Origin of the sequence: Chitinophaga caeni (assembly GCF_002557795.1) — a bacterium.
Taxonomy (GTDB): domain Bacteria; phylum Bacteroidota; class Bacteroidia; order Chitinophagales; family Chitinophagaceae; genus Chitinophaga; species Chitinophaga caeni.
This window is the reverse complement of the sequence record NZ_CP023777.1, coordinates 3901512-3923424: the sequence shown is the minus strand read 5'-3', so window position 1 is coordinate 3923424 and position 21913 is coordinate 3901512. Positions and strand designations below refer to the sequence as shown.

General features: G+C 42.8%; 15 protein-coding genes. 6 read left to right on the top strand and 9 right to left on the bottom strand.

Going from position 1 to position 21913, the window contains the following annotated elements:
• The first annotated feature begins 3 nt into the window (after positions 1 to 3).
• The gene (locus COR50_RS16430) at positions 4 to 1158 is read left to right on the top strand and encodes a zinc finger domain-containing protein (protein WP_098194995.1); all 1155 of its coding nucleotides are present in this window, start codon (positions 4 to 6) and stop codon (positions 1156 to 1158) included.
• Positions 1159 to 1206: 48 nt separating this feature from the next.
• Positions 1207 to 2574: an exonuclease domain-containing protein gene (locus COR50_RS16425; RefSeq protein ID WP_098194994.1), complete on the top strand. Its 1368-nt coding sequence runs from the start codon at positions 1207 to 1209 to the stop codon at positions 2572 to 2574.
• On the opposite strand, the gene COR50_RS16420 is transcribed toward COR50_RS16425, so the two are convergent.
• The gene (locus COR50_RS16420) at positions 2571 to 7853 is read right to left on the bottom strand and encodes an AAA domain-containing protein (protein ID WP_098194993.1); all 5283 of its coding nucleotides are present in this window, start codon (positions 7851 to 7853) and stop codon (positions 2571 to 2573) included. The two genes, COR50_RS16425 and COR50_RS16420, sit on opposite strands and share 4 nt — an antisense overlap.
• Positions 7854 to 8120: 267 nt before the next feature.
• Between COR50_RS16420 and COR50_RS16415 the strand changes: the two genes are divergently transcribed.
• Positions 8121 to 9152, top strand: coding sequence for a histidine kinase (locus tag COR50_RS16415; protein WP_098194992.1), 1032 nt, complete (start codon positions 8121 to 8123; stop codon positions 9150 to 9152).
• On the opposite strand, the gene COR50_RS16410 is transcribed toward COR50_RS16415, so the two are convergent.
• The 3 genes from COR50_RS16410 to kefF form a co-directional block, all read right to left on the bottom strand.
• Positions 9149 to 10927: an ABC transporter ATP-binding protein gene (locus COR50_RS16410; protein ID WP_098194991.1), complete on the bottom strand. Its 1779-nt coding sequence runs from the start codon at positions 10925 to 10927 to the stop codon at positions 9149 to 9151. The two genes, COR50_RS16415 and COR50_RS16410, sit on opposite strands and share 4 nt — an antisense overlap.
• Before the next feature lie 73 nt (positions 10928 to 11000).
• The gene (locus COR50_RS16405; RefSeq protein ID WP_098194990.1) at positions 11001 to 12893 is read right to left on the bottom strand and encodes a monovalent cation:proton antiporter-2 (CPA2) family protein; all 1893 of its coding nucleotides are present in this window, start codon (positions 12891 to 12893) and stop codon (positions 11001 to 11003) included.
• A gap of 2 nt (positions 12894 to 12895) precedes the next feature.
• A complete protein-coding gene (gene kefF, locus COR50_RS16400) occupies positions 12896 to 13501 on the bottom strand; it encodes a glutathione-regulated potassium-efflux system oxidoreductase KefF (RefSeq protein ID WP_098194989.1) in 606 nt (201 codons plus the stop codon).
• A gap of 153 nt (positions 13502 to 13654) precedes the next feature.
• Here kefF and COR50_RS16395 point away from each other — a divergent pair, with 153 nt between their 5' ends.
• Positions 13655 to 14446 (top strand): DUF5672 family protein, encoded by a 792-nt coding sequence (locus COR50_RS16395; RefSeq protein ID WP_157760924.1) that lies wholly within the window; start codon positions 13655 to 13657, stop codon positions 14444 to 14446.
• 1 nt (position 14447) lies between these two features.
• Here the strand turns inward: COR50_RS16395 and COR50_RS16390 are convergent, their stop codons facing one another.
• A complete protein-coding gene (locus tag COR50_RS16390) occupies positions 14448 to 15488 on the bottom strand; it encodes a CDP-glycerol glycerophosphotransferase family protein (protein WP_098194987.1) in 1041 nt (346 codons plus the stop codon).
• Positions 15489 to 15781: 293 nt separating this feature from the next.
• On the opposite strand from COR50_RS16390, the gene COR50_RS16385 reads away from it, so the two are divergent.
• On the top strand, positions 15782 to 16321 hold the full coding sequence (locus COR50_RS16385) for a hypothetical protein (RefSeq protein WP_098194986.1): 540 nt from the start codon (positions 15782 to 15784) through the stop codon (positions 16319 to 16321).
• Between the two features lie 27 nt (positions 16322 to 16348).
• Here the strand turns inward: COR50_RS16385 and COR50_RS16380 are convergent, their stop codons facing one another.
• From COR50_RS16380 to COR50_RS16365, 4 genes are read right to left on the bottom strand one after another with little or no spacing between them, the layout of a single operon-like run.
• Positions 16349 to 16951 carry an HAD-IB family hydrolase gene (locus tag COR50_RS16380; RefSeq protein WP_157760922.1) on the bottom strand — a complete coding sequence of 201 codons (603 nt, stop codon included), beginning with the start codon at positions 16949 to 16951 and terminating at the stop codon, positions 16349 to 16351.
• Positions 16948 to 17679 (bottom strand): SDR family oxidoreductase, encoded by a 732-nt coding sequence (locus COR50_RS16375; RefSeq protein WP_098194984.1) that lies wholly within the window; start codon positions 17677 to 17679, stop codon positions 16948 to 16950. The genes COR50_RS16380 and COR50_RS16375 overlap by 4 nt, the downstream gene beginning before the upstream one ends.
• A 23-nt stretch (positions 17680 to 17702) precedes the next feature.
• Positions 17703 to 19034, bottom strand: a complete 1332-nt coding sequence (locus tag COR50_RS16370; protein WP_098194983.1) for an FAD-binding oxidoreductase — start codon at positions 19032 to 19034, stop codon at positions 17703 to 17705.
• A complete protein-coding gene (locus COR50_RS16365) occupies positions 19034 to 19921 on the bottom strand; it encodes a decaprenyl-phosphate phosphoribosyltransferase (RefSeq protein WP_098196283.1) in 888 nt (295 codons plus the stop codon). Before COR50_RS16365 ends, COR50_RS16370 begins: the two co-directional genes overlap by 1 nt.
• 230 nt (positions 19922 to 20151) lie before the next feature.
• Here COR50_RS16365 and COR50_RS16360 point away from each other — a divergent pair, with 230 nt between their 5' ends.
• The gene (locus COR50_RS16360; protein ID WP_098194982.1) at positions 20152 to 21837 is read left to right on the top strand and encodes a hypothetical protein; all 1686 of its coding nucleotides are present in this window, start codon (positions 20152 to 20154) and stop codon (positions 21835 to 21837) included.
• The last annotated feature ends 76 nt before the right edge of the window (positions 21838 to 21913 follow it).

Genomic DNA, 21913 nt, shown 5'->3' with positions numbered 1-21913 from the left:
ATTATGGCTTTCGAAGAAAAGAATAGTGAAGTAATAGATACCCTTACCTGTGCCAATTGCGGTGCAATTTTACATTACCAACCCGGCACGGATCACCTCCGTTGCGAATATTGTGGCACGGAAAATACGATCCCGCAAAACACATCGACAGTTGAGAAGCCGGGAACAATAACGACGGAACTCACCAAGGATCCTTACGAAGAATACCTCGATGCCACCAATTTGAAAGTAGGTAAAACGACCCAGGCAATGATTGTGAGTTGCAAAAATTGTGGGGCCAGCACCACCTTGCGCCAAGGTATTTTAGCCGACAGTTGCCCTTTCTGCGCAGCGCCACTCGTGATAGATCAATCGGAGTTGAAAGAAGTTCGCGAGCCGAATGCGGTCTTACCCTTTATGATCGATAATAAACAGGCATTGCAATTATTCAAATCCTGGCTTAAAGGGCTTTGGTTTGCCCCGGATGCCTTGGTTAAAAATACGAAGGAGTTTCACGGCACTAATAAGTTGCAAGGCATATACTTACCATATTGGAATTTCGATGCAGATACCACAACGCCGTATGAAGGGCAGCGCGGGGAATATTATTACGTAACGGAAACGTATTACGTTACGGTCAACGGTAGGCAGGAAGCGAGAACAAGGCAGGTACGTCATACACGTTGGTACCATGCTAGAGGGACGGTATTCGAGCAATTCCGTGATATGTTGGTCAAAGCCAGCCAATCGATCGATAAATCAGTCGAAGAGAAATTAGAGCCTTGGAATATTCAAAAATTTCGACCTTTCGATGAACGTTACTTAAGTGGTTTTAAAGCGGAAATATACCAGGTGGAGCCACCACAGGCTTATAAAGACGCCCAACGTAGAATGGACGCGTTTATTTATCAATCTATTTGCCAAGACATCGGTGGGGATGTACAAAGGGTGGATGGATATGATACAAACTTCCACGATGTGAAAATCCAATACACTTTATTACCGGTTTGGATCAGTAGTTACCATTTCAACAAGAAATTATACAATTTTTATATTAATGCCTGTACAGGCGAAGTAATCGGGGAGAGACCTTATAGTTTCTGGAAAATTTTCTTCCTTGTTATATCCATTCTGGCGGCGATCGGCGTAATTTATTGGTTATACCAGCAAGGACAGTAAATATTGATTTTGCTAAAATTATTAGTAAAATAATTATATTTGTCGCCCATGTATGCAATAGTCGATATAGAAACCACGGGAGGGCATGCCAGCGCTAGCGGCATCACTGAAATAGCCATTTTTATTCACGATGGGGAGAAGGTGGTACAAACATTCCACAGTTTGGTAGATCCAGGTATGCCGGTACCAAGGCATATTCAAGCTTTAACAGGGATCACGGATGAGATGTTGGAACAAGCGCCCCAATTCAAGGATATTGCCAAGGATATTTTTGAAATATTGGAAGGTAACATATTCGTAGCGCATCATGTGAACTTCGATTATTCTTTCGTGAAACACGAGTTGGAAAGGGCGGGCTATTCCTGGCAATCTAAAAAGCTCTGTACCGTTAGGTTGAGCAGAAAAGTGTTCCCGGGGTTTCCTTCATATAGCTTGGGAAATTTATGCAGGCAATTGGAAATACCCATTGAAAATCGGCATAGGGCAGGTGGAGATGCTGCGGCTACGGTACTTTTGTTCGAGAAAATATTGTCCAACGATACGAATGGCGCTATAGAACTTGCACTTAAAGCAGGTAGCCGTGAACAGGTATTACCCGCCAATTTACCCGCTGCTTACTTACTGGATTTACCTGCCGTTCCCGGTGTATACTATTTTCATAATGAAAAGGATAAGGTTATTTATGTTGGTAAAGCGGTAAACATAAAGAAAAGGGTTCAAAGTCATTTCGTTGGAACTAACATCGGCCCGCAGCGGCAAGGTTTTTTGCGGAATATTTATAAGATTACTTACCAAGTTACGGCTACTGAATTGATGGCCTTTATCTTGGAATCTATCGAGATAAAACGCTTATGGCCAGAATATAACCGGGCTCAAAAGAGGGTGGAGGCCAAGTACGGTTTGTATTGTTTCGAAGATCAACAAGGCTATTTAAGGCTAGCCTTGGAAAGGAAGCGCAAACATATGAAACAAATCCTCGGTTGCAACCTTTACATTGAAGGTAGAAACCGGTTGATTCAATTAGTAAAGCAGTTTAACCTTTGCCACAAATTATGCTATTTACAATCCGATTTGCAACCTTGCTCCGGCAGAAAGGAGCAAACCTGCGAAGGCGCTTGTGAAAAATTGGAATCCCCGGGATCTTACAATAAAAAAGTACTGGATGCAATTGCCTTTGTAGAATCGGGTTTGCAATCATACATAATACTAGATCAAGGCATCAGGTTAGATCATAAAAGCTGCATCCTAGTTGAAAAGGGAAGTTTTTACGGTATGGGCTATATCCCTAAAGAAGATGCTTTAGATGATATCGAAACGGTTAAATCCCAACTTATCCAATACCCGGATTCTGAATATATCATGCATCTAATCCAGCAATATGCGAACCTGCATACCAACCAGGTCATCCAATATTAATGTTGTTGGAATGCCGCGGGTTGATATCCTTCGGATAATTTTAATTGAATTAATTGGTACCGGTATTGATTAGCTTCTGCCGGGGAAGGCATCGTTTTTACCTGTACCTGTCCTTTCGTGCCTGCTTTGCCGGAACGGGTAATAACTTTTTGCGCCTCCACTGCAATTTCCCAATAAAATGAATGCGGCGCCTGTTCTAATATATACCTTGTAAAATCCAAGTTTTCATACACACCCAGGGATATGGAATTTGATAGCGCAGCTTCCGTATGGGTATCGCCCGGCTTATAGGACGGATCGTTGTGCAAATGGTGCAGGATATTATCCATGACCTGTTTGGGTTGATGCAGCCAATCTTTAGCTAAAACCAACATGGTACGCCAGCCGAATGATTCCATTAGGGCGGGCCTTTGATAATATAATTCCATTACATCCGGGTGTTGATAATGTTGTTCATCATCAATCATGATTGCCAATGCATACTGTTGATCCGTTTCGGCAGCCTTTATGGCAAGGGAACATTTAAATCCTGATTGCCCAACTTGCGATTGGGTAACATATCCCAGTTGTTGCAGGTGGTGGTTGATCTGTTGAAGGATAATATTATGACCTGGAAATCCGCCGTTGGCTGCTTGTGTATGTACTTTACCAAGTATTTGATTCGCTATTGACATTTGCCCAAGACTAATGCTCTCGGCATAATGGAGGAACCTTTTCAAATAATTAGCGCCAGCGTTGAAGTCGTTAGTAATTTGTTCATGCCGTATACTGCTGATTACGGCTATATGCTTTTTAGCCCTGCTAAAGATAACGTTCAAGCGCTTTTCCCCACCTTTTTTATTGATAGGGCCGAAGTTCATCGACATTTTTCCATTTGCGGCTTTTGCAAAGCAAATGGAAATGATAATGATATCCCTTTCATCTCCCTGCACATTTTCAAGGTTCTTTACGAACAGCCCGGTAAATTGATCGTTTTCTACCCGCAACCTTGCCTCGTCTAATTGATCATCGAAAGCGGGATCAATTTTAGCCAAGGCATCCAAGGCACTTTCGATAGCCGACTGTTGTTGTTGGCTAAATGCTACAATGCCGATACTTTCCTTAACTTGTTTTCGCAGCAAACTACGAACTAATTCCGCTATGTATTGAGCTTCCCTCTGGTTGGCTTGTTTCTCATACACCGCGCCTTGTTGGAAATGGAAGCTGATGCTCCTGTCATAAAGCGCTCCTGCATGCAGGAGTCCTTCAGCAGCGCTATTCGCTACAATAGGTTCCTTGGGTTGATGGTGTACCGCGCGATCCGGAACGGTTAGCAGTTCTCCATTATAAAAAGCATGGTTACTGAAGTTGATCAATGTTTCGTACTGGCTACGGTAATGCCAGCCCAACATCACTTTCTGCATCTTATGTGCAGCCTGTGCTAGTAAACTTTCCGTATCATGGGAAAGAATATCTTGCCATGAATCTTCCTGTGCAATGTCGAGATCATCTTTATCAATCCCTTTCGAGGAAAAGAAATCTGTCGGCGGCATTTGTTTATCATCTCCGACGATTATGCATTGAGGGGCTCGGAATAGGGCAGGGATCCCTTCTTCCAACCGGATTTGGCTAGCCTCATCGAAGATAACGGCGTCAAAGAACTGGGTATCAATTGGCAGGGAATCGCTTACACTCAAGGGACTCATCAGCCAAACCGGTTTCAGGTCCTTAAGTACGGCCCCGCTTTCTTTAGATGCCAATTCTCGGATGCTTTTATATCTCATGGACTTGGAAAATTCATTCTCAAGAATTTTCCGGCCCTCCAGGTAATGCCTTTTAAATTCCCGCTGTGCATCGCTAAGGGTAGTTGTGGATTGTGCGCTGAGCTGAAGATGCTCATTGAATTTTTTTCGCACCTGGGCCCTGATCAAGTTAGCATTGACCTGTAGTAAAGATTCATACGCCTGGTGCAATGTCGTGATGCTTTTATTCAAAGATTGGCTATCTGCCGCTGCAAACTGTTTATGATCCTGGTAAACCTGTTTTAAAGATTTGTGGGCCATCCCGGCTTCGAATTGCCTCGGGGTAAATGGAATGGTGCCGATCGCGGATTTTAGCTTCCCGGGCATCTTTAGATAATTCTCCATTGCTGGAAGCAGATCCGGTAGCGTGCCGATGTTCATGGCGATGTTTTCAAGCTCATCTTCGATTTGCAGGATGGACTTGCCCTCGACTTGTTGCAAACAGGCCCTAAGTTGATCTTCCATCTGGTTAACATCGGGCTGCAACAAGGATAGGCGCAAGGTCAGTTGATTACCATCGGGGTGGTGTACCAAGTATTGTGTAACGGGATGGTGTAACCGCATCCTCAAACGATCCAATGTTAGGAGCATCATTTCGGGACTTTGGAAACCATAAGCCTCATGCAGTGTTTGTTTTACCGTGTTTAGAGATTTTTCCGCTTCATATTCGTGGATGAGCTGCTGTAAAATTAAACTGGAATCCGGCCTTAAAGATTGCCCTTCAAAATTGTAATTATTTTGAATTAATTGTTTAATCCTGCGCCATTTTCCGTCTAGGAAAGACAGCATGGTATGTTCTTTCGCTTCTGCAATTTTTAATGCTTCCCGTGCAGTGTTCTCATCGATCTTTTGAATCCAGGACTTATTGGTTTCTTGGATGGCAGCAAGATTTTCTTGCTGTAGTTTCAACTGGTCGAGTTGTTGTTGAAACTCCTTTGCCGCCGTACTTTGCGGATCGATAATCGCGATGGCTTTATGTTCTGCTAAAGGTAGCATCAACGTGGCGTTCATCACCAGCTCCTTCAAATTATCGATGCTATCTAGGTATTGTTCATCAACCTGTAAATCTCTTAAAGCAAGTAGTACCTTGTTTAAGGTAACCTTGGCTAGGCCAAGTCTTTTTTCTAATTCAGCGATAGGTTGCGCATGTGCGAAGATATCTTCGTTTAACTTGGCCAGCGGGTGCTCGGCAAAAATGGGTGCAGAACCGCTGTCTTCCAATACTTCACCGAGTTGCTGAATGATATGTCCAAATTGCACCCAATCTTGGTAGTGGGGCATTGCTTCTTCCTGTTTGGGAGATAGCGGTTGCAATGAAGGACGCAGGGCGATCAAGGCATCTAACAGGTCCCGGGTAGATGTTGAAGCATAGCCGGGAACAACTAGTTGGGTCTCGTGATATTCCTGCAAGTATTCTAGCTGCTGCTCCATCGTGTGGAGAACCGCCGCCCTTTTTACCTGCAAGCTATGTTCATCCAATACGTCGGAGGTATATGTTTTATAAGTCTGTTCCAGGTTCTTAATGAAGCTTTTTTTATCAGCTTGGCTATCGTGTATATAACAGCAAAGCTCATCCAAACCCTGCTGCTTCAACCGATGGTAAACAACATCCAGGGCCGCCCTTTTTTCACAAACGAACAAGATATGCTTATCCCTCGATATGAAATCTGCGATCAAGTTGGTAATGGTTTGGCTTTTGCCGGTTCCCGGCGGACCTTGAATCACGTAGCTTTCACCATCGCGGCTCCTGTTGATAGCCTTGGCTTGCGTGGGGTCGGTTGTTACAACGTGCATCCATTCTTTGGGAGCAGGTACGGTTTGTTCTTTTGTTGTTAACGGTTTGGGTAATGGACTGAAAAGTTGATCAAAGACCTCGTGTTTGATTTTATCTTCTGAAATTTGATTGTAGTCCCGCACCAAGCTCATCTTCTTGTAATTGAAGTTACCCAGCACGATATGGCAGGTATCAAATTGCCAGTGATAGATGTTGGTTGCTGTTTCTGCGAGTTCAAATAATTCCAGTTTGGCCGCTTTCGAGCTCGCTTTCAATTGCGGCGTTTGGTAGCCAAACCTACGGCTGTATTGAGCAACCGTTCTTTGTGCAGATTCTAAGACCAGGTTTATCTTGGGTTTCTCCTGGTAACTTAGCACGATGCCTTTATTATTTCCTTCGAGTTGTTGACGGATCAGTTCGTAAAATTGGTATAAACTAGTATCATCCAATTCTACATGGGTCGGTAGTTGTATGCCGTAAAGCTCGTTTAGATAATTCGCGAGAACGGGATTTACTTCGGCCGTTGTACGCTGCACGGTAAGGAGGTATTGATCCTCCGAAACATGTTTTTTCTTTTTCAGCGATACGGGTAGCAAGAGCAGGGGACTTTTAATGGCATCCCTGTCTTCACTTTTAATATTGAACCAATCCAAGAACGCGATCGCGATCTTTAATTGGCTACAACCGTATTCCTGGATATCCCTTTGGCATTCGATCCTGATAGCATTCAGAGAATTGGGCAAATAAGGGTGATCTTCGAAGCGTAAATATTGGTTGAGTACCAATTCCTTTTTCTGTAATAACCTGGGGGCAAGATGCTCGTTCCAAGTGAATAAGGTATGCGCGGAAATACTCTTAACATGTACCACCATCGGTACGCTGCTCAACGTTAAATTGACAAATCTTAAGTTCGATTTATAATATAACAACCGGTTTCTCCTGCTAGTATCAAATAGCCTGTTTCTTAATTTCCTTAAAATATAACTTTCGCGGGTAGTGTTTACCGTTTTAAACCAGCCATTGGGAGGTGATAATTCCGCCGCGTTGCTGGAGCTGAAATCCCTGAAATTTTCCAGCCGGTAAATCACTTCTTTTAGATTTGCAATCCTTTTTTCAGGCTGCAATTCGGTCATTTCTATAATTAGGGATATGATAGCGGGGTGTAACCTGGGTTGCAGTTCCAGTAAGCGCTTGCGATTATTTACGAAAGTGGTCAGATCATCTGCATCATAAAGGTTTAACGCGAGGGAAAGGCTCGCCAATATCAAGCCTAATGAAAATATATCGGAGCGTGTATCATGGTGCCCTAAATGTAGTTCGAAGCTTGCGAAACCGGGCAAATATGCAGCCCTGTCTAATGTCTCTAATGGTGCCAGGTGTATCCTGGCATTTTCCAGTACCTGTTGCTGTTCTTCTCCCTGCTTTTCAGCACGGGCGTATTTTTCCGCTACTTCCAAATGTTCCAAGTCGACCTCGTCAAAACGTGATAGTTGCTCCGGGGCAACCGTTGGAAGTATAGCGGCAGCTGGATTGATAAAAAGTTGATGTTGATTTACTAGGATTGCCTGTTCATCTAAAATGTTCCATACTTTTCCATCTTCATGAAGGGTAAGCACCCCTTTAAATAAGGGGATGACACAAGCAATGATATCGTCGGCGGTTAATGTGCCGTTGGCATGTGCTGTTGATAGAAAATCCATTAATGTCTGTTGGCCTCTTTCCATACTTTGGACTTCAAATTTGAACTTACGCTTATAATTGATTAGTGTATTCGAGCATGATGCCGGGCATCAAAAACGATACGGTTACTGTCGTGGGTTTTCTCCTAAGAAGTTGCAATATAACAAGATATTAACGTAATTAGTACCGATAAAATTATAGAATAGGGAACAAGAACATTTTTATAGCTCAAAAACGGCAGTTATAATTAAAAAACTACCGTTTGTTCGTTCATAGCGTAAAATTTTAATCGGAACAATTATCTTGGGAATATGAATACGGAAATCCATCATCCTTCAACTCGCTTTTGGCGCTGGACGATCACCTTGGTGGTTATCCTGATATCCTGGTGGATCCGATCCATGCTCATGCCTACGATGACGGTTAAGAACCACCTGTATGCCAGCGTCGTTTTATTGCTTGTTATCCAGTTGGTTTGGTATATGCTGTTCCTCATCCATAAACTATTGAACCGGTGGATGCCGTGGAAGCGTAACCGTGTTTCGAGGATTGTATTACAACTGGGAGTAGGAATTATCGCGGTGATCTATTTCCGGGATTTAGTATTCTTGATAATCGATGATTTTTCAGAAGTGCCCAAACGGTACAGCCCATCAGCATTAGTTGTTTTTGCGAATGCTATTATTTCTATCTCCATCAATATTGTATTTCTTAGTGATGATTTGATTAAAGGTTGGAAAACCACCTTAGAGCAGACGGGACGTTTACAAAAGGAACGGATGTTTATTCAATTAGAGCACTTGAAAAAGCAAGTTGATCCCGATTCAATTTTACACCAGTTTACTGCTACCGGTACCCTGGTCAATGATGACCCGCTTTTGGCTTCACAATTTGTTGGGCATATGGCAAGGGTGTACCGTTACGTCTTGCAGCAAGGTGGCAATATCTTGGTGAAACTGGAACAGGAGGTCAAATTCGTAAAACAGTATATCGCTTTATTAGAAGAAAAATATGATAAACCGATTGATATCGAATTTGATATTTCCCATGATGCCATGAACAAGGGTATATTAATGATCGGGCTACAGATGCTCGTAGATCATGCCTTGGTACATAATCCCCTCTCGAACCCGCAGCCACTATTTATAGAGATCAGCAATGTAGATGATGTGCTGATCTTTAAAAGCAATAAGCTCAAGGGTATCGAGTCGGAATTTTCAGGCTTAAAGCAGCTATCTGATTTATACTCCATGCTGGGGAATAGAAATATTTCTATCCAGGAAGAGGATCAAACATTAATTGTTAGTTTACCTTTACTGCCCTATCACCCGGTTGCAAATTAAGACGCAAATTGTAACTCACTCAAAGTTTTATAAAGTCCTTTATCATTTTTTAACAGGCTTTCATGCGTGCCGGATTCTATAACTTTCCCTGCCTCGATAACCAGGATCAAATCGGAATTACGAACAGTAGATAACCTGTGCGCTATGATGATCGATGTTCTTCCTTTCATGAGAGTATCGAGCGCTTCCTGTACCAATTTTTCAGATTCTGAATCTAACGCGGAGGTCGCTTCATCCAAAATCAGCAATCTGGGGTTTTTAAGTAATGCACGGGCTATTGCAATCCGTTGACGTTGACCACCCGAAAGTTGGATACCGCGCTCTCCAACGATCGTATCCAGCTTGCCGGGAAACTGCTGGATAAACTCCCAGGCATTCGCTTGTTTCGCAGCTTCAATAATGGCCTCCTCGCTGGCGCTTGGTTGTCCATAACGGATATTTTCCCGGATGGTGCCACCGAACAAATAAACATCCTGAGGAACAACAGCCATCTGGTTGCGCAGCTCTGAAACGGGAATATCGAAGATATCCCTATTATCGAACCGGATGCTGCCACTGGTTGGGTCATAAAGATGTAGTAGTAATGAAACTATAGTCGATTTCCCGCTCCCGCTCGGCCCCACCAATGCTACTTGCCAGCCAGGTTCTACCTCGAAATCTACCCCTTTTAATACCTCTATATCCGGCCTGGAGGGGTAATGGAAAGAAACATTGTCGAATTTGATATTCCCGGTGATCGGTTTTTCAATAGTTGAAATATCGATCGGGAGGATGTCTTCTGTTGGTTCATCTAGTATTTCCAAAAGATTTTCGGTAGCCCCGATGCCTTTTTGCACCCTGGAGTAAACCTCGGCGAGCCCTGTAATGGAACCGCCGATGAAACCCGTATAAACGATAAATGAAAACAGTTCTCCCACGGCAAGTTGCCCGGCATTCATCATCAAGGCTCCCTTGTAAATTACTGCTACCAATGTTCCGAACAAGCCGAGGATGAGGAATGATGAAAAATAGCCCTGGTACGTTCCCGATTTGATCCCGGTTTTTGCTACCAGGTTCGTTTTCTCCTTGTAGCGTTCCATCTCGTAATATTCATTACCGAATGCCTTAACATTATAGATCCCTTGCAAGGTTTCTTCAACTATAACATTGGAGTCTGCCACCTCTGCCTGGACTTTTTTAGAAAACCTCCTGATAAAACGACCGAAAATCATTGAAACGATGACGATAGGTGGTAAGATCAACAACATGAACAGCGTTAACTTGGGAGTCATCCAAACCAAAACTGAAATTCCCCCCACAACAATGATGAACTGGCGGATAAATTCTGCGAGGGTAGTGGTTAGCGTTTCTTGTAATAGGGATATATCCGCTGAAATCCGGCTATTTAATTCCCCTACGCGCCTTTCTGCGAAGAATTTCATCGGTAACCTGGCGAGGTGGCCATACGTGGCTTGTCTCAAAGCGGCGAGGGTTTTTTGTGTTACCCTTGTAAAAATATTAATTCGTACAAAAGATGCCAATGCTTGCACAAGCAATACTGCCACTAATAGCAGGCCCGTTTTGTTGATGTTTTCGAGTAAAGTGCCCTGGTTGCCGGAGTTGACGAGGTCACCCATCAACTTCGGGAAAAGCAGTGAAGTAGAGCTGGAAATAAATAAAAATAATAGTCCCAGTAAAAATTGCCAACGGTAGGGTTTTACGTATCTATAAAGCCGGTATGTCTTCTTTAAACCTTCGAGGTTGAGTTTCTTTTTCTGCTGCTGTTTGTTTTCCATATTCGGTAATCTTAGACGTCTATTTTGGGATATCGCCCCAGTAATGGACGAACCAGGCGCCCGGATATTTTAATTATTGGATATTTTTTTCTGATGGATCTATTTTTGCTTCTTCCCTCATAGATGAAGCTTCCCAACCGGAATCCCCGTTTTGCCATTGGGCCACGCGGTCAATCTGCAATTGCTTGCTTAGCTCGTCCATCCTGTCGCGCGCATTGCTGAAATACGTCTTCTTATCATCGCGGCTGGCAGAGAAGCCCTTGATGGTTTGTTCATCGTGGCGCAGGAATGTTTGGGCCGCCCTGTAAGAGGCATAAGCCCTATGTCCTAATAAATTTAAGGCATCGGCACCCATGCGCAGGGAAGTATCGAGGTACTCGCGGTAAATTTTGATGACCCCTAGATCCATCAAATCGAACGTGCCGGGTAAATCCTCTGTCCGTACTAGCATTTGTAAATTGGGGAAATGTTTCCTTACGATTTTTACAACTTCCTGTGTTTGCTCGGCATTATCCATAGTTATGATGATAACCTTTGCCTCCTGTGCCCCGGCTGCCAATAAAAGGTCGTACCTCGTGGCATCCCCGTAATAGACTTTGTAGCCCATTTTTCTTAAAACTTCAACCCTGTCTGAATTATTATCTAGGATCGTGCAATTGACCCCATTGGCCAATAAAAATCGCCCGGTGGTATTGCCAAATGTTCCGAAGCCCGCAACGATGACTGAATGTCTTTCATCAATTTCATCGGCATCCCTGTCGGCTTCATCGTAGTTAACCAGGAACATGGGTTGTATTGCTTTTTCATACAGCAGGAACATTAAAGGAGTAAATGCCATGCTCAAGGCAACGGCCGCCGTCATCATCCCGATGATATCTTGATGTAAAATGTTGTTTTGAGCTGAATAGGAAAGTAGTACGAAGGCAAATTCACCTACCTGGCAAAGGGCGAGGCCAAATAGCAGGTTCTGATCTTTGCTCAGTTTAAATATTTTGCCCAAACCTAATAATAGCAGGGCTTTTACCGCCATTACCCCGAATACGATCCCGATAATCATTATTGGGTGCTCCCAGATTAGTTTAAAATTAATCGAAGCGCCGACAGCCATGAAGAATAAGCCTAAAAGGAGTCCTTTAAACGGCTCAATATCACTTTCCAGTTCATGGCGGTATTCACTGTTAGCCAAAACTACGCCACCTAGGAAGGCGCCCAAAGCTGGGCTTAGACCTACCAAGGTCATCAGGACGGTTATCGCGACCACCAATAATAGGGCAGATGCGGTGAACAGTTCCCTTACTTTACTCCTGGCCACGATGCCCAGTAAAGGTTTCACCAGGTACCTGCCGGCGAGGATGATGATGACTACAGCTCCTAATACAATCAACGTTTGCATCCACCCGGCTTGGCTAGAAACCCAGGACCCTCCGTCCGCACCATTATCGCCACCGTGGGTACCTAGCAATGGAAATATTGCCAACATCGGGATCACGGCAATATCTTGAAAAAGCAATACCGAGAAGCTGCTTTGGCCGGCAGCCAGGTTCATCCAACCTTTTTCCTTGAGCACCTGTAAAACTATCGCCGTTGAAGAGAGAGATAAAATCATACCCAATGCAAAACTTGCCTGCCAGCTTAGCCCCAGCAAGTAAGCGGCGCCGGTAAATATTGCCGTGCTAACAAGTACCTGCAATCCTCCTAAACCTAAAATGGGCGCCCGTAGTTTCCACAACAGGTCTGGTTCCAACTCCAAGCCGATCAGGAATAGCATCATGATCACGCCGAACTCTGCAAAATGCATGAGGTCTTGACCATTGTTGCCGATGACACCGATCACGGAAGGGCCGATTACAACACCTGCAACAAGGTAGCCTAACACGGCGCCCAAGCCCAATCTCTTGGCGATGGGCACACAAATAATTGCTGCCAGCAGGTATATCATTACTTGGAATAAAAAATTATGTTCCATGGTTATTTCGCTTGGGGAAGGGTTTTCAATAAATGGTTTAACGTGTCCAACTTTTTTACCGTATTTAAGTCAAACGGCGAATTTTGCAGGTATTCCAACAATTGTTTGTATTGCGTAGCATATACATCAATTTCTGCATCCGTCATCCTGTGTGCGCCGGTAACTGCAAAGGGCGGCAAGTAAATCATATTACATAGTTTGGCAGTTTGCTCAAAAGGTAATAAGAACTGTTGCAGCGTGTGTTGGTGGTGCCCATCCAATTGGTATGCATTATAAGGGCCGCCGGTAGAGATGGCATTCATTAAATATTTTCCTTTCAAAGCCGTGCCGTTTGTGCCGTAAGCCCAGCCGTGTTCCAATACGAGGTCTTGCCACTGCTTGAGCAGGGCGGGACCGCTGTACCAATAAAATGGGTGCTGGAAAATGACCAGGTCATGTTGGGCCAATAATGCTTTTTCGGTTTCAACCTGTATATCGAACGTAGGGTAAGTTTCATATAAATCCCGGAAGGTAATACCTTCCAGTTTGCCTACGATCCTATTTAACCTCCGGTGAACCCTGGATTTTTCTAGCGCGGGGTGGGCCATTATGATCAAAATTCGAACCATGGAGGAAAATTACAGAATTAGAATGAAAGTAAATTGGATTAACTTATCGCGGGCACGTGAAAGGTAGCAACGTGCTAATTATTGATGAATATTACAATAAATTTCGTTTCTTGCAATATAATCAATCGTAATATAAACTTAATGCAATTGTTCATGGGTAAACCGCTTGTAAATATTATCATCCCTATTTATAAAACGGATATTGACGAAAACGAACGGCTTTCATTACAACAATGTTTAAATGTGTTGAAAGCCTACCCAATTACGATTGCTAAACCGCTTCACCTAGACGTAAGTACCTTGGTTGCAGAGCATCCCCAATTGCAGGTGGAGAGCTTTGAAAACAAGTATTTCGAAAGCATTTACGGTTATAATTTATTAATGCTATCCACTACCTTTTATCAAAGGTTTAAGGAATATGATTACATTTTGATTTACCAGTTAGATGCATTTGTATTTAGGGATGAGTTGATTGAATGGTGTAATAAAGGATACGATTATGTAGGTGCGCCATGGGTTGTAAAACCAAAATATAACCGTTTTTATTATAAGTTGTTCTTTTTCTTTAAGGCGAACTTTTACAAGTTAATGAATAAACCTTTCAAAGAATATGTTATCGGCGGTAGGGTTGGTAACGGGGGATTTTCTTTAAGAAAAGTAAGTAGTTTCCTTGGCGTTACAACGGAAAAACAAAACCTGATCGAGCAATACCTGGAGAACAGCAAGAAGGATAATATATTTAATGAAGACGTTTTTTGGGGGCTCGAAAACCCGCAATTCAGCTATCCCGGCTTCCAAGAGGCATTACGTTTTTCTATCGATCACAGGCCCCAGATCTCGATGGAATTATCCGGGAACATAGTGCCATTTGGTTGCCACGGTTGGAATAAACCGGGCAAAATAGAATTCTGGATGCCCTTCATCCAGCGGTATACAGCCAATTAATTTACCAGCGGAAATATTTCAACCGCCACCGGAGTTTAAGTTTACGGAAGAGGTTGAGCGGTTTCGACTTAATTTTCCCTTTATAATTCAATATAAAATCATCCACGGCAGCGAGAACCCTTGCCGAATTCTTACCATCCCTATGAGATTCGTGGTACAAGGTGTAGCGCAGCATGTTTTCCAATAAAGCAGGTGGATACGAAAGCGCCTTTTCTAAGGCTGGCTCTACATCAGCTAATTCTGTAACATTTAATAAATAGTTGCCGGGGTGCGTGTTTTTATATGTGACTACCGGTTTTTTCAACATCAGGACTTCCACGATGATAGAGGAGCTATCGCAAAGCATGACATCAATTTTCCTGAATGTATTCAGACCGTCATTTGAACGGTGAAAAGTAACGTTATGGTGATCTTCCGCCAATTTTTTGTATTGGTTGATTAAATGCGGATCGTCTAATTTCGGGTGGAAAGTAATAATCCAATCCCATTCCTTTTTCGCTACGAGTTCCGCGATTGTCTTGTATAAGCTCCAAGCAGAGCTAATCCCCTTTGTAAAGGTTGGGGCGTACAGTACAACGGGCCTCTTGTTGTCTGCCGCGGTGCTAACTTGAAAAAAGGGATCTACCTTGCACCAACCGGTCTCATAAACCTTGAAAAATCCGTATTTCTTTTCCAATTCTTTGAAATAGGGAGTACTACTTTCACCTTGTGTACAATAAATATCAAACCAACCGCGGATCGTGAAATGATCGTCAACTTTTTCAACACGTTTTTTCATCGCGTAACCGTGGAACACTTGGACTTTTACGCCGGGGAAGAAATCGTAGACCCAATTTCCCGGTGCAAAAACAGCGACCGGGTTATAGTCCAAAACTTCTTGAATCGTATGGAGCTGTTTTTCATTGTTTTGAAGCCAGTTTTCGCAAGGGCTCTCGATATACCACGCAACTTCATCACCCCTGCGCCAAATTTCTTCCTGCAATGGGCGCAGTATTGAATATGAATAAGTTAGAGAAACAAAGAAAAGATATTTCTTTTGCATACCCGCGTGGAAATTTTTGAAAAATGGAGCAAATATAAGGGAATATATATGATAACAATCTTTTAATATTCCCCGGTATCGGCTTATGGGCAAGGGTAAACACCGGGTCGGCAGTTAAATATTTCCGGGGATGCCGGGCTCGTAGACTTTCGTAAATACAAGAAATTCTAATATTTTATTTTGATAATTATAAGGTTATATATTCGATGTTTATGTTAATTAATGCTTGCCATTATATCACGAAAAATAAGGAACTATTTGGTAAATTTGGTTGTCTGCTTTAAACCGTTGTTATGAACCAAATTTTATCCTACCAATCAAAATCTTTCCAAGATAAATTCACTTTGTTTCATAATGACCAGCAAGTAGGGAATTTATATAAAGCTGAATGGCTAGGTAATCCTATTCATGGTTCACTATATGGCCATCATTATAAATTCGTGGCTAAAGGTTTTTTCAGGCTAAACATACTCGTTCATGATGAAGATCAGCAGAAAGAAATAGGGAAGATCCGCCTGCACAAACTAGGTTTTCATTTTACAAATGGGACGATGGAATTGTGGGATCGCTCCGAATATAAATTTAAAGTTAGCGGGTTCTTTTTCCCTAGATGGTGTTGGCTGAAAGAAGGTAAGGCCATTATGAGTAGCGAGGTAATTCCTTCATTTTTTAAGAGCTCGGGCACGATTAGGGCTGAAGAAAATTCACAACAGTTGAATACGTTACTTGCCGCGGCGGGTATTCATTTGAAAAACCGCTCCAAGGGGGTGAACCTTGTCAGCATTGTAGCTTGCAGCTTGTTCATATTGTCCTGGTTGTTGACGAAAATGTAATGAACGTCCCCGTCAGCTAGTTATAAATTAATCCCTGAAAGGTTTGAAAACCGCGTTCCCGGCCAACTGTAGCATGGGGTGATCCCCGGCGGTATCGCCGTAAGCATGTATAGCACTATAGTCCGATAAGTTCACGTACTGCTGAATCCGGTTTACTTTTTCTTGGCCATTGCAATTTATTCCTTCTATTAAGCCGGTAAGCTTTCCATTCTCCGATTGCAAGCGGGTACCGATACACTCGATACCGAGGCTATCGCACCAGGGGCGAACCCAGTTTTCCGCGGAAGCGGTCACTACTATAACCCTGTCGCCTTCCGAAAGATGCCGCGTAATTGCAGAAATGGCCTTGGCACGGATAAAGTTCGGTAATACGTTTTTGGTAAATTCTTGGCAGGAAAGGTTGAAATGCAGTAGCGGCATCCCTTTAAAAAATTGCTGAAGGAATTGTTCCTTGCCTTGCACGGCAGGGATCCATTTCATCTTCGTGGCAACTAAAGTGGGCAGCAGCTTTATTATTCCTTTATAAAAACTATTATTCCCTACTTGGAAACGGGCTATTTCAAATAGTGTATCCTTGGTGGTGATAGTACCATCAAAATCAAAGAATGCAATACCGGGGTTTTGACTCACAGTTTTAATTTTTTGAAAATTCCGTTGGGGATATTCCGGATGATAAGCATTATATAGCGCCAGAACCATTTCACGTAAACCACGTTTTTCTTTTTCTGTACGGCCTTGTAAATATCGTTAGCTACTTCTTGAGGTTGCGCGGTGAGGATAGCCGGGAGTTCCAGGTTTTCCGTCATCCTCGTGGCAACGAAACCGGGTAATACGGTTAACACGTGCACCTTTTCATGGAACATCCGGTTGTTTAAACCGGAAAGGTACGCTGTAAATCCTGCTTTGGCGCTTCCGTACATATAGTTGCTTAAACGGCCGCGATCGCCGGCAACCGAACTAATTCCAACAATTGTTCCTTGCTTTTTACCGGCATAATCGTTAGCAACAATATTTAAAATGGATACGGCGCCGGTATAGTTAGTTTGAATAATTTTTTCTGATTCATTCCAATCTTTTTCAGCCGTGGCTTGATCGCCAAGGTAACCGAATACGCAGATCGTGATATCGGGCTTAACCGGTAATTGGTTGTAAAAAGCTTCATGGTGCGCCGTGTCGGCAGCGTCAAATGTAAAGGAGCTCGCTTTTACACCGTAACGGATCCCGAGATCTTTTTCGAGCGCATCCAGTTGCTGCACGTTGCGGGCAGCTAATTGAATATCGTATTTTTCCTGCGCAAATTTCCTCGCGATCGCTACAGCCATATCTGAAGTAGCGCCCAAAATAAGTACTGTAGGCATTATCCTGTATATTCTGTTAATAGTTATTGTTGGGTGATTAGTAACCTGTCGGACTGTATGGAACTGAACTTTTGTTGCCCATTATATTTTTCCATCGTCGCGGCAAATTCCCTTGCTTTAGGGTAACTCTTCCAAAAGGTATCTTGTTTCATCCGGGCATCCTTGGAAAGATATAAGCGCCCACCGTAAGATAAAACCATTTCGTCCAGTTCATCAAGAAAATCGAACAATCCTTTTCTTACGGGGAAATCCAATGCCAGGGTATAACCTTCCATTGGGAAAGAAATAAGGGAATCTTGTTGACCGAATACTTTTAATACGGCTAAAAATGAGCCCCAACCTTTATCGCCGATTCTTTGTAGGATCGCCTTTAAGCCGTCGATTTTATCGATTGGTAAAACGAATTGGTACTGTACGAAACCTTTCTTGCCATAACCCCTGTTCCAATGCAATATCGCATCCAGAGGATAGAAGAACGGTTCGTAAGGCACAACGTTGTTAATTACTTTCTTGAAATTTTTACCGTAGTATAGGGCGTTGAATAATTTCACGGTAAAATTATTCAATATGAAAGAAGGTAAGTTAAAGGGCACGGTCAATTTACCTTTTTTGGGTAAATTCAGCGGTTGGGCTTGGGCTTTAACCGGCAGTTGATCTACCGTGGCATGTTCCCCGACGATGAGGATGCTCCTGCCAAAACTATCACCTTTTTTTAGGCAATCGATCCAGGCCATACTATAAGTATAGTGCTTGTATTGCTCGAATAAAGCAATGATTTCATCGAGGTTCTTGGCTTTAATCTGCGTTTGCTTGATATAAGCCGATTCAACCTTTTTCAGTTGAAAGGTAGCTTTCGTGATGATGCCTGTTAATCCCATTCCACCGCATGTAGCCCAAAAAAGATCGCTATTTTCAGTAGGCGAGCAGGTGGTTTTACCTAGGCCGGTAATAACCTCCATAGAGCTGACATGGTTCGAAAAACAGCCATCTACGTGGTGATTTTTGCCATGCACATCGGAGGCTATCGCGCCGCCAACGGTTATGAATTTCGTACCCGGCGTTACGGGTAGAAACCAACCTTTCGGGACGATGATATCCAAGATTTGGTCTAATGTAACCCCGCTCTGGCACTCGAATTCACCCGTTTCTATATCAAATGATAGTATTTTATCGTATTTGAGAGTTGAAATGCTGTTTTGTGCTAATGAAGCATCGCCATAGCATCTACCATTGCCCCTGGCAATGATTTGTTGATGGGTGTCAACAAACTGCGTGAGCTGCTCTTCGGTTGTGAAGCTAGACTCGTTGCAAGTTAAGACCGGGTAATTACCCCAATTGGCTAATTGTTTTTGCATTATCCAAAGAAACTTTTGTCTATAGGTAAATAAATAATTACATAAAAACTAAGTATCCAAAGGAGTATGGTTAATTGTATGAATCGGTCTTTATACAGGATTTTGGTAGGTGACCCAGTGTCGTTTTCCACGTAGGTGATTTGCAAATATCGCAATAATCCTGCAATAACAAAAATACTTGTATAATATAATCTATATGTTCCGAAGCGGGCATTTGTTTCCGGCGCCATGGTGTACATGATGTATGCAACGATGATCACGGCCGCGGCGATGGAAAGCGACACGTTCATGAAGTCGAGGTTATATCCCTTTGAAGCCTTGCGCATTTCCTTCCCCGAAGTGTTTTTTATCAGCACATCATCACGCCGCTTTGCAATAGCCATAAATAAGGCCAATAGGAATACCATCAACATTAACCATTCCGAAATTGCTATATTGGAAGCGATGCCGCCGGCTTTAATTCTTAATACGAAACCCGTTGCGAGGATCATAATGTCCAGGATGGAAATGTTTTTTAAGCCGAAAGTATAAGCAATATTTAGTACGAAGTAAATGCCTAACACGAAGGCAAATTTCGATTTAATCAAGAATGCTAATGCAAAGCCTGCCAGCACGCAAATCCCGAAAATTACCAGCGCCGTACTTGGCTTCACCGCCCCCGACGCCAGGGGTCTTTTGCATTTAACAGGATGGGCGCGGTCGGCCTCGATATCCTTGTAATCGTTTATAATATAAATGCTGCTTGCCACGAGGCTGAATGCCAGGAACGCCTGTAGTAGTAATAATATTTTATCTACATTGGCAATCTCACCAGCAAAGAACAGGGGAACGAAAAGAAAGAGGTTCTTGGCCCAATGTTTCGGCCTTAATAGTTTTAAATACTGCACGGGGATAATCACATTAATGTGGCTGCAAGATACAATGAATTATTGAAAATACTAATTGGTTGATAAGATGTTATGTTATATTAATATGATAAATCCAGCAGGGTAGACCGGTTCGTTCAAGATTTACCCGGGTTATCTTCACGCCGTTTAAGGTTTGAATTTAATAATTTGCTGAATTCTATTATTTTTGGCTTTTTTAATTCCTACATTATCACCTAACGGCCCCAACTATGCCTGGATTACTTGAAAGAAACAGAACTACAACAGTTTTAGAATGCCTGATTATCTGCGGATTGGCTATCGTACCCTTATTCTTGACCTTCCCTTACAGGGTAAATATTTTCCTCTCTTACGAAGGGGCATACCGTATGTACTTGGGACAGGTGCCTTACAAGGACTTCGGAACGCCGCTCGGTTTCGGGTTCTGGTTGGTGCCATCGTTATTTTTTAAGCTGTTCGGTCCACATATGATGTCCTTGGTGAAAGCGCAGGTATTTATGAATATTTTGGGTGGTTTTGCATTCAGATCAATGATGAGAAGCTTGAATGTACAGCCAATTATACGCTTGCTATCAATCCTTGTATTTGCTATATCCTACAGCTTCTTTAACTTCTGGCCATGGTATAACCACAGCGTAATCGTGTATGAATTTGTTGGCCTAGCATTTTTGCTGGCCGCTTTAAACAGGGAGTACAAGCAGGCATGGATCGTTTACATCCAGTTATTCCTATCGGCAACATTCTTATTCCTTTCATTTTTCACGAAGCAAGATGGAGGTGGATTGGGACTATTGCTTGCCTTGGCTTTATTGGTGTACGGCTGCATACAGGATAGGAAATATTTACGCTTGGGAATATTTATCGCTAGTTACCTGATAATAGCCCTGGCAGTATTTTTACCGTTTCAAAAGTATAATATCGGTTATTGGTTTAACCATGGTCAGCCGCCGCATAATTCCCGTTTGTCGGTAGCCGATTTTGCGGATGCCATCATGGGAGAATCGCAATGGATTAAGTTTTACCTGGTATTGATACTTTTATTGTTGATACCGGCAATAAAACAGTTTTCCAAAACCTGGGAGGATAGAAATTTCATGCTATTTACATTGCTAACCTTGGGTATCCTTGCCGAAGCGGCATTATTCCAGGTTACAAGTTATACCCCGCCGGACAATAATATTTTTTTCCATAGTTTCGCATTTGCATTGATTGCCAGTCTTTTAACATCTCAATTGCATATAAAATTAGATGGTTGGAAGGCCATAATTGCCGGTGCTTGCCTGGTTTTACTTTGGTGGTCGGGGACTTATTGGAAGTACATAGACCGGGTATTTGCTAGGTTTTTACCGGGAAAGGAAGTCGCCAATGTAAGCCCTACGGGCGAGAACGTGGTATCAAAACATAATTTCATGATAAACCTTGATACGACAGATGTTCCGACAAGTGAATGGGTTTTTACCAGCATCAAGGGGTTTGAAAAAATGTATATGCCGCCATCAACGGTGCATGGGATGGAAAAAGTGCTTGCCTGGAAAGCAGTGAACTTCCAGGGCAAAATGCCAAAGGTATTGAACATGACGGAGCTGACGCCATTGGCCTATGCAATGCCATACCAATTAGAAACAGGTAGCAATTATCCTTTATGGTACCATTTGGGCGTAGGGATGTTTAACAAGCAATTACAGTTGTTTACCCGGAAGGTGCAGCGGCAGGAATATGATATCGTCATGTACGAATATGCCCCGACTTTAAATAACTTTTTCCCGTTCGCCTTACGTGAAACATTACAGCAACATTATCGCCTGGCGGATAGTTTCTTAGCCCCGAGGCGACCTACTAATGCCAATATTGAAGTATACGTAAGGAAAAATGATACGACTGATTGGGAAACCTTGCAGTATTCGGAAAGTAAATAATTAGCCAAGAAATTTTTATAGAGTAATAATTAACAACCGGGGCAAACTGTCCCGGTTTATTATTGTAGTTGAAAGT

Coding starts and splice junctions, on each gene's coding strand:
- COR50_RS16375 (WP_098194984.1), bottom strand. CDS start 17,679: ATGCCTACAGTACTTATTTTGGGCGCTACTTCAGATATGGCTGTAGCG.
- COR50_RS16415 (WP_098194992.1), top strand. CDS start 8,121: ATGAATACGGAAATCCATCATCCTTCAACTCGCTTTTGGCGCTGGACG.
- COR50_RS16410 (WP_098194991.1), bottom strand. CDS start 10,927: ATGGAAAACAAACAGCAGCAGAAAAAGAAACTCAACCTCGAAGGTTTA.
- COR50_RS16420 (WP_098194993.1), bottom strand. CDS start 7,853: ATGGAAAGAGGCCAACAGACATTAATGGATTTTCTATCAACAGCACAT.
- COR50_RS16425 (WP_098194994.1), top strand. CDS start 1,207: ATGTATGCAATAGTCGATATAGAAACCACGGGAGGGCATGCCAGCGCT.
- kefF (WP_098194989.1), bottom strand. CDS start 13,501: ATGGTTCGAATTTTGATCATAATGGCCCACCCCGCGCTAGAAAAATCC.
- COR50_RS16370 (WP_098194983.1), bottom strand. CDS start 19,034: ATGCAAAAACAATTAGCCAATTGGGGTAATTACCCGGTCTTAACTTGC.
- COR50_RS16385 (WP_098194986.1), top strand. CDS start 15,782: ATGAACCAAATTTTATCCTACCAATCAAAATCTTTCCAAGATAAATTC.
- COR50_RS16390 (WP_098194987.1), bottom strand. CDS start 15,488: ATGCAAAAGAAATATCTTTTCTTTGTTTCTCTAACTTATTCATATTCA.
- COR50_RS16430 (WP_098194995.1), top strand. CDS start 4: ATGGCTTTCGAAGAAAAGAATAGTGAAGTAATAGATACCCTTACCTGT.
- COR50_RS16405 (WP_098194990.1), bottom strand. CDS start 12,893: ATGGAACATAATTTTTTATTCCAAGTAATGATATACCTGCTGGCAGCA.
- COR50_RS16395 (WP_157760924.1), top strand. CDS start 13,655: ATGGGTAAACCGCTTGTAAATATTATCATCCCTATTTATAAAACGGAT.
- COR50_RS16360 (WP_098194982.1), top strand. CDS start 20,152: ATGCCTGGATTACTTGAAAGAAACAGAACTACAACAGTTTTAGAATGC.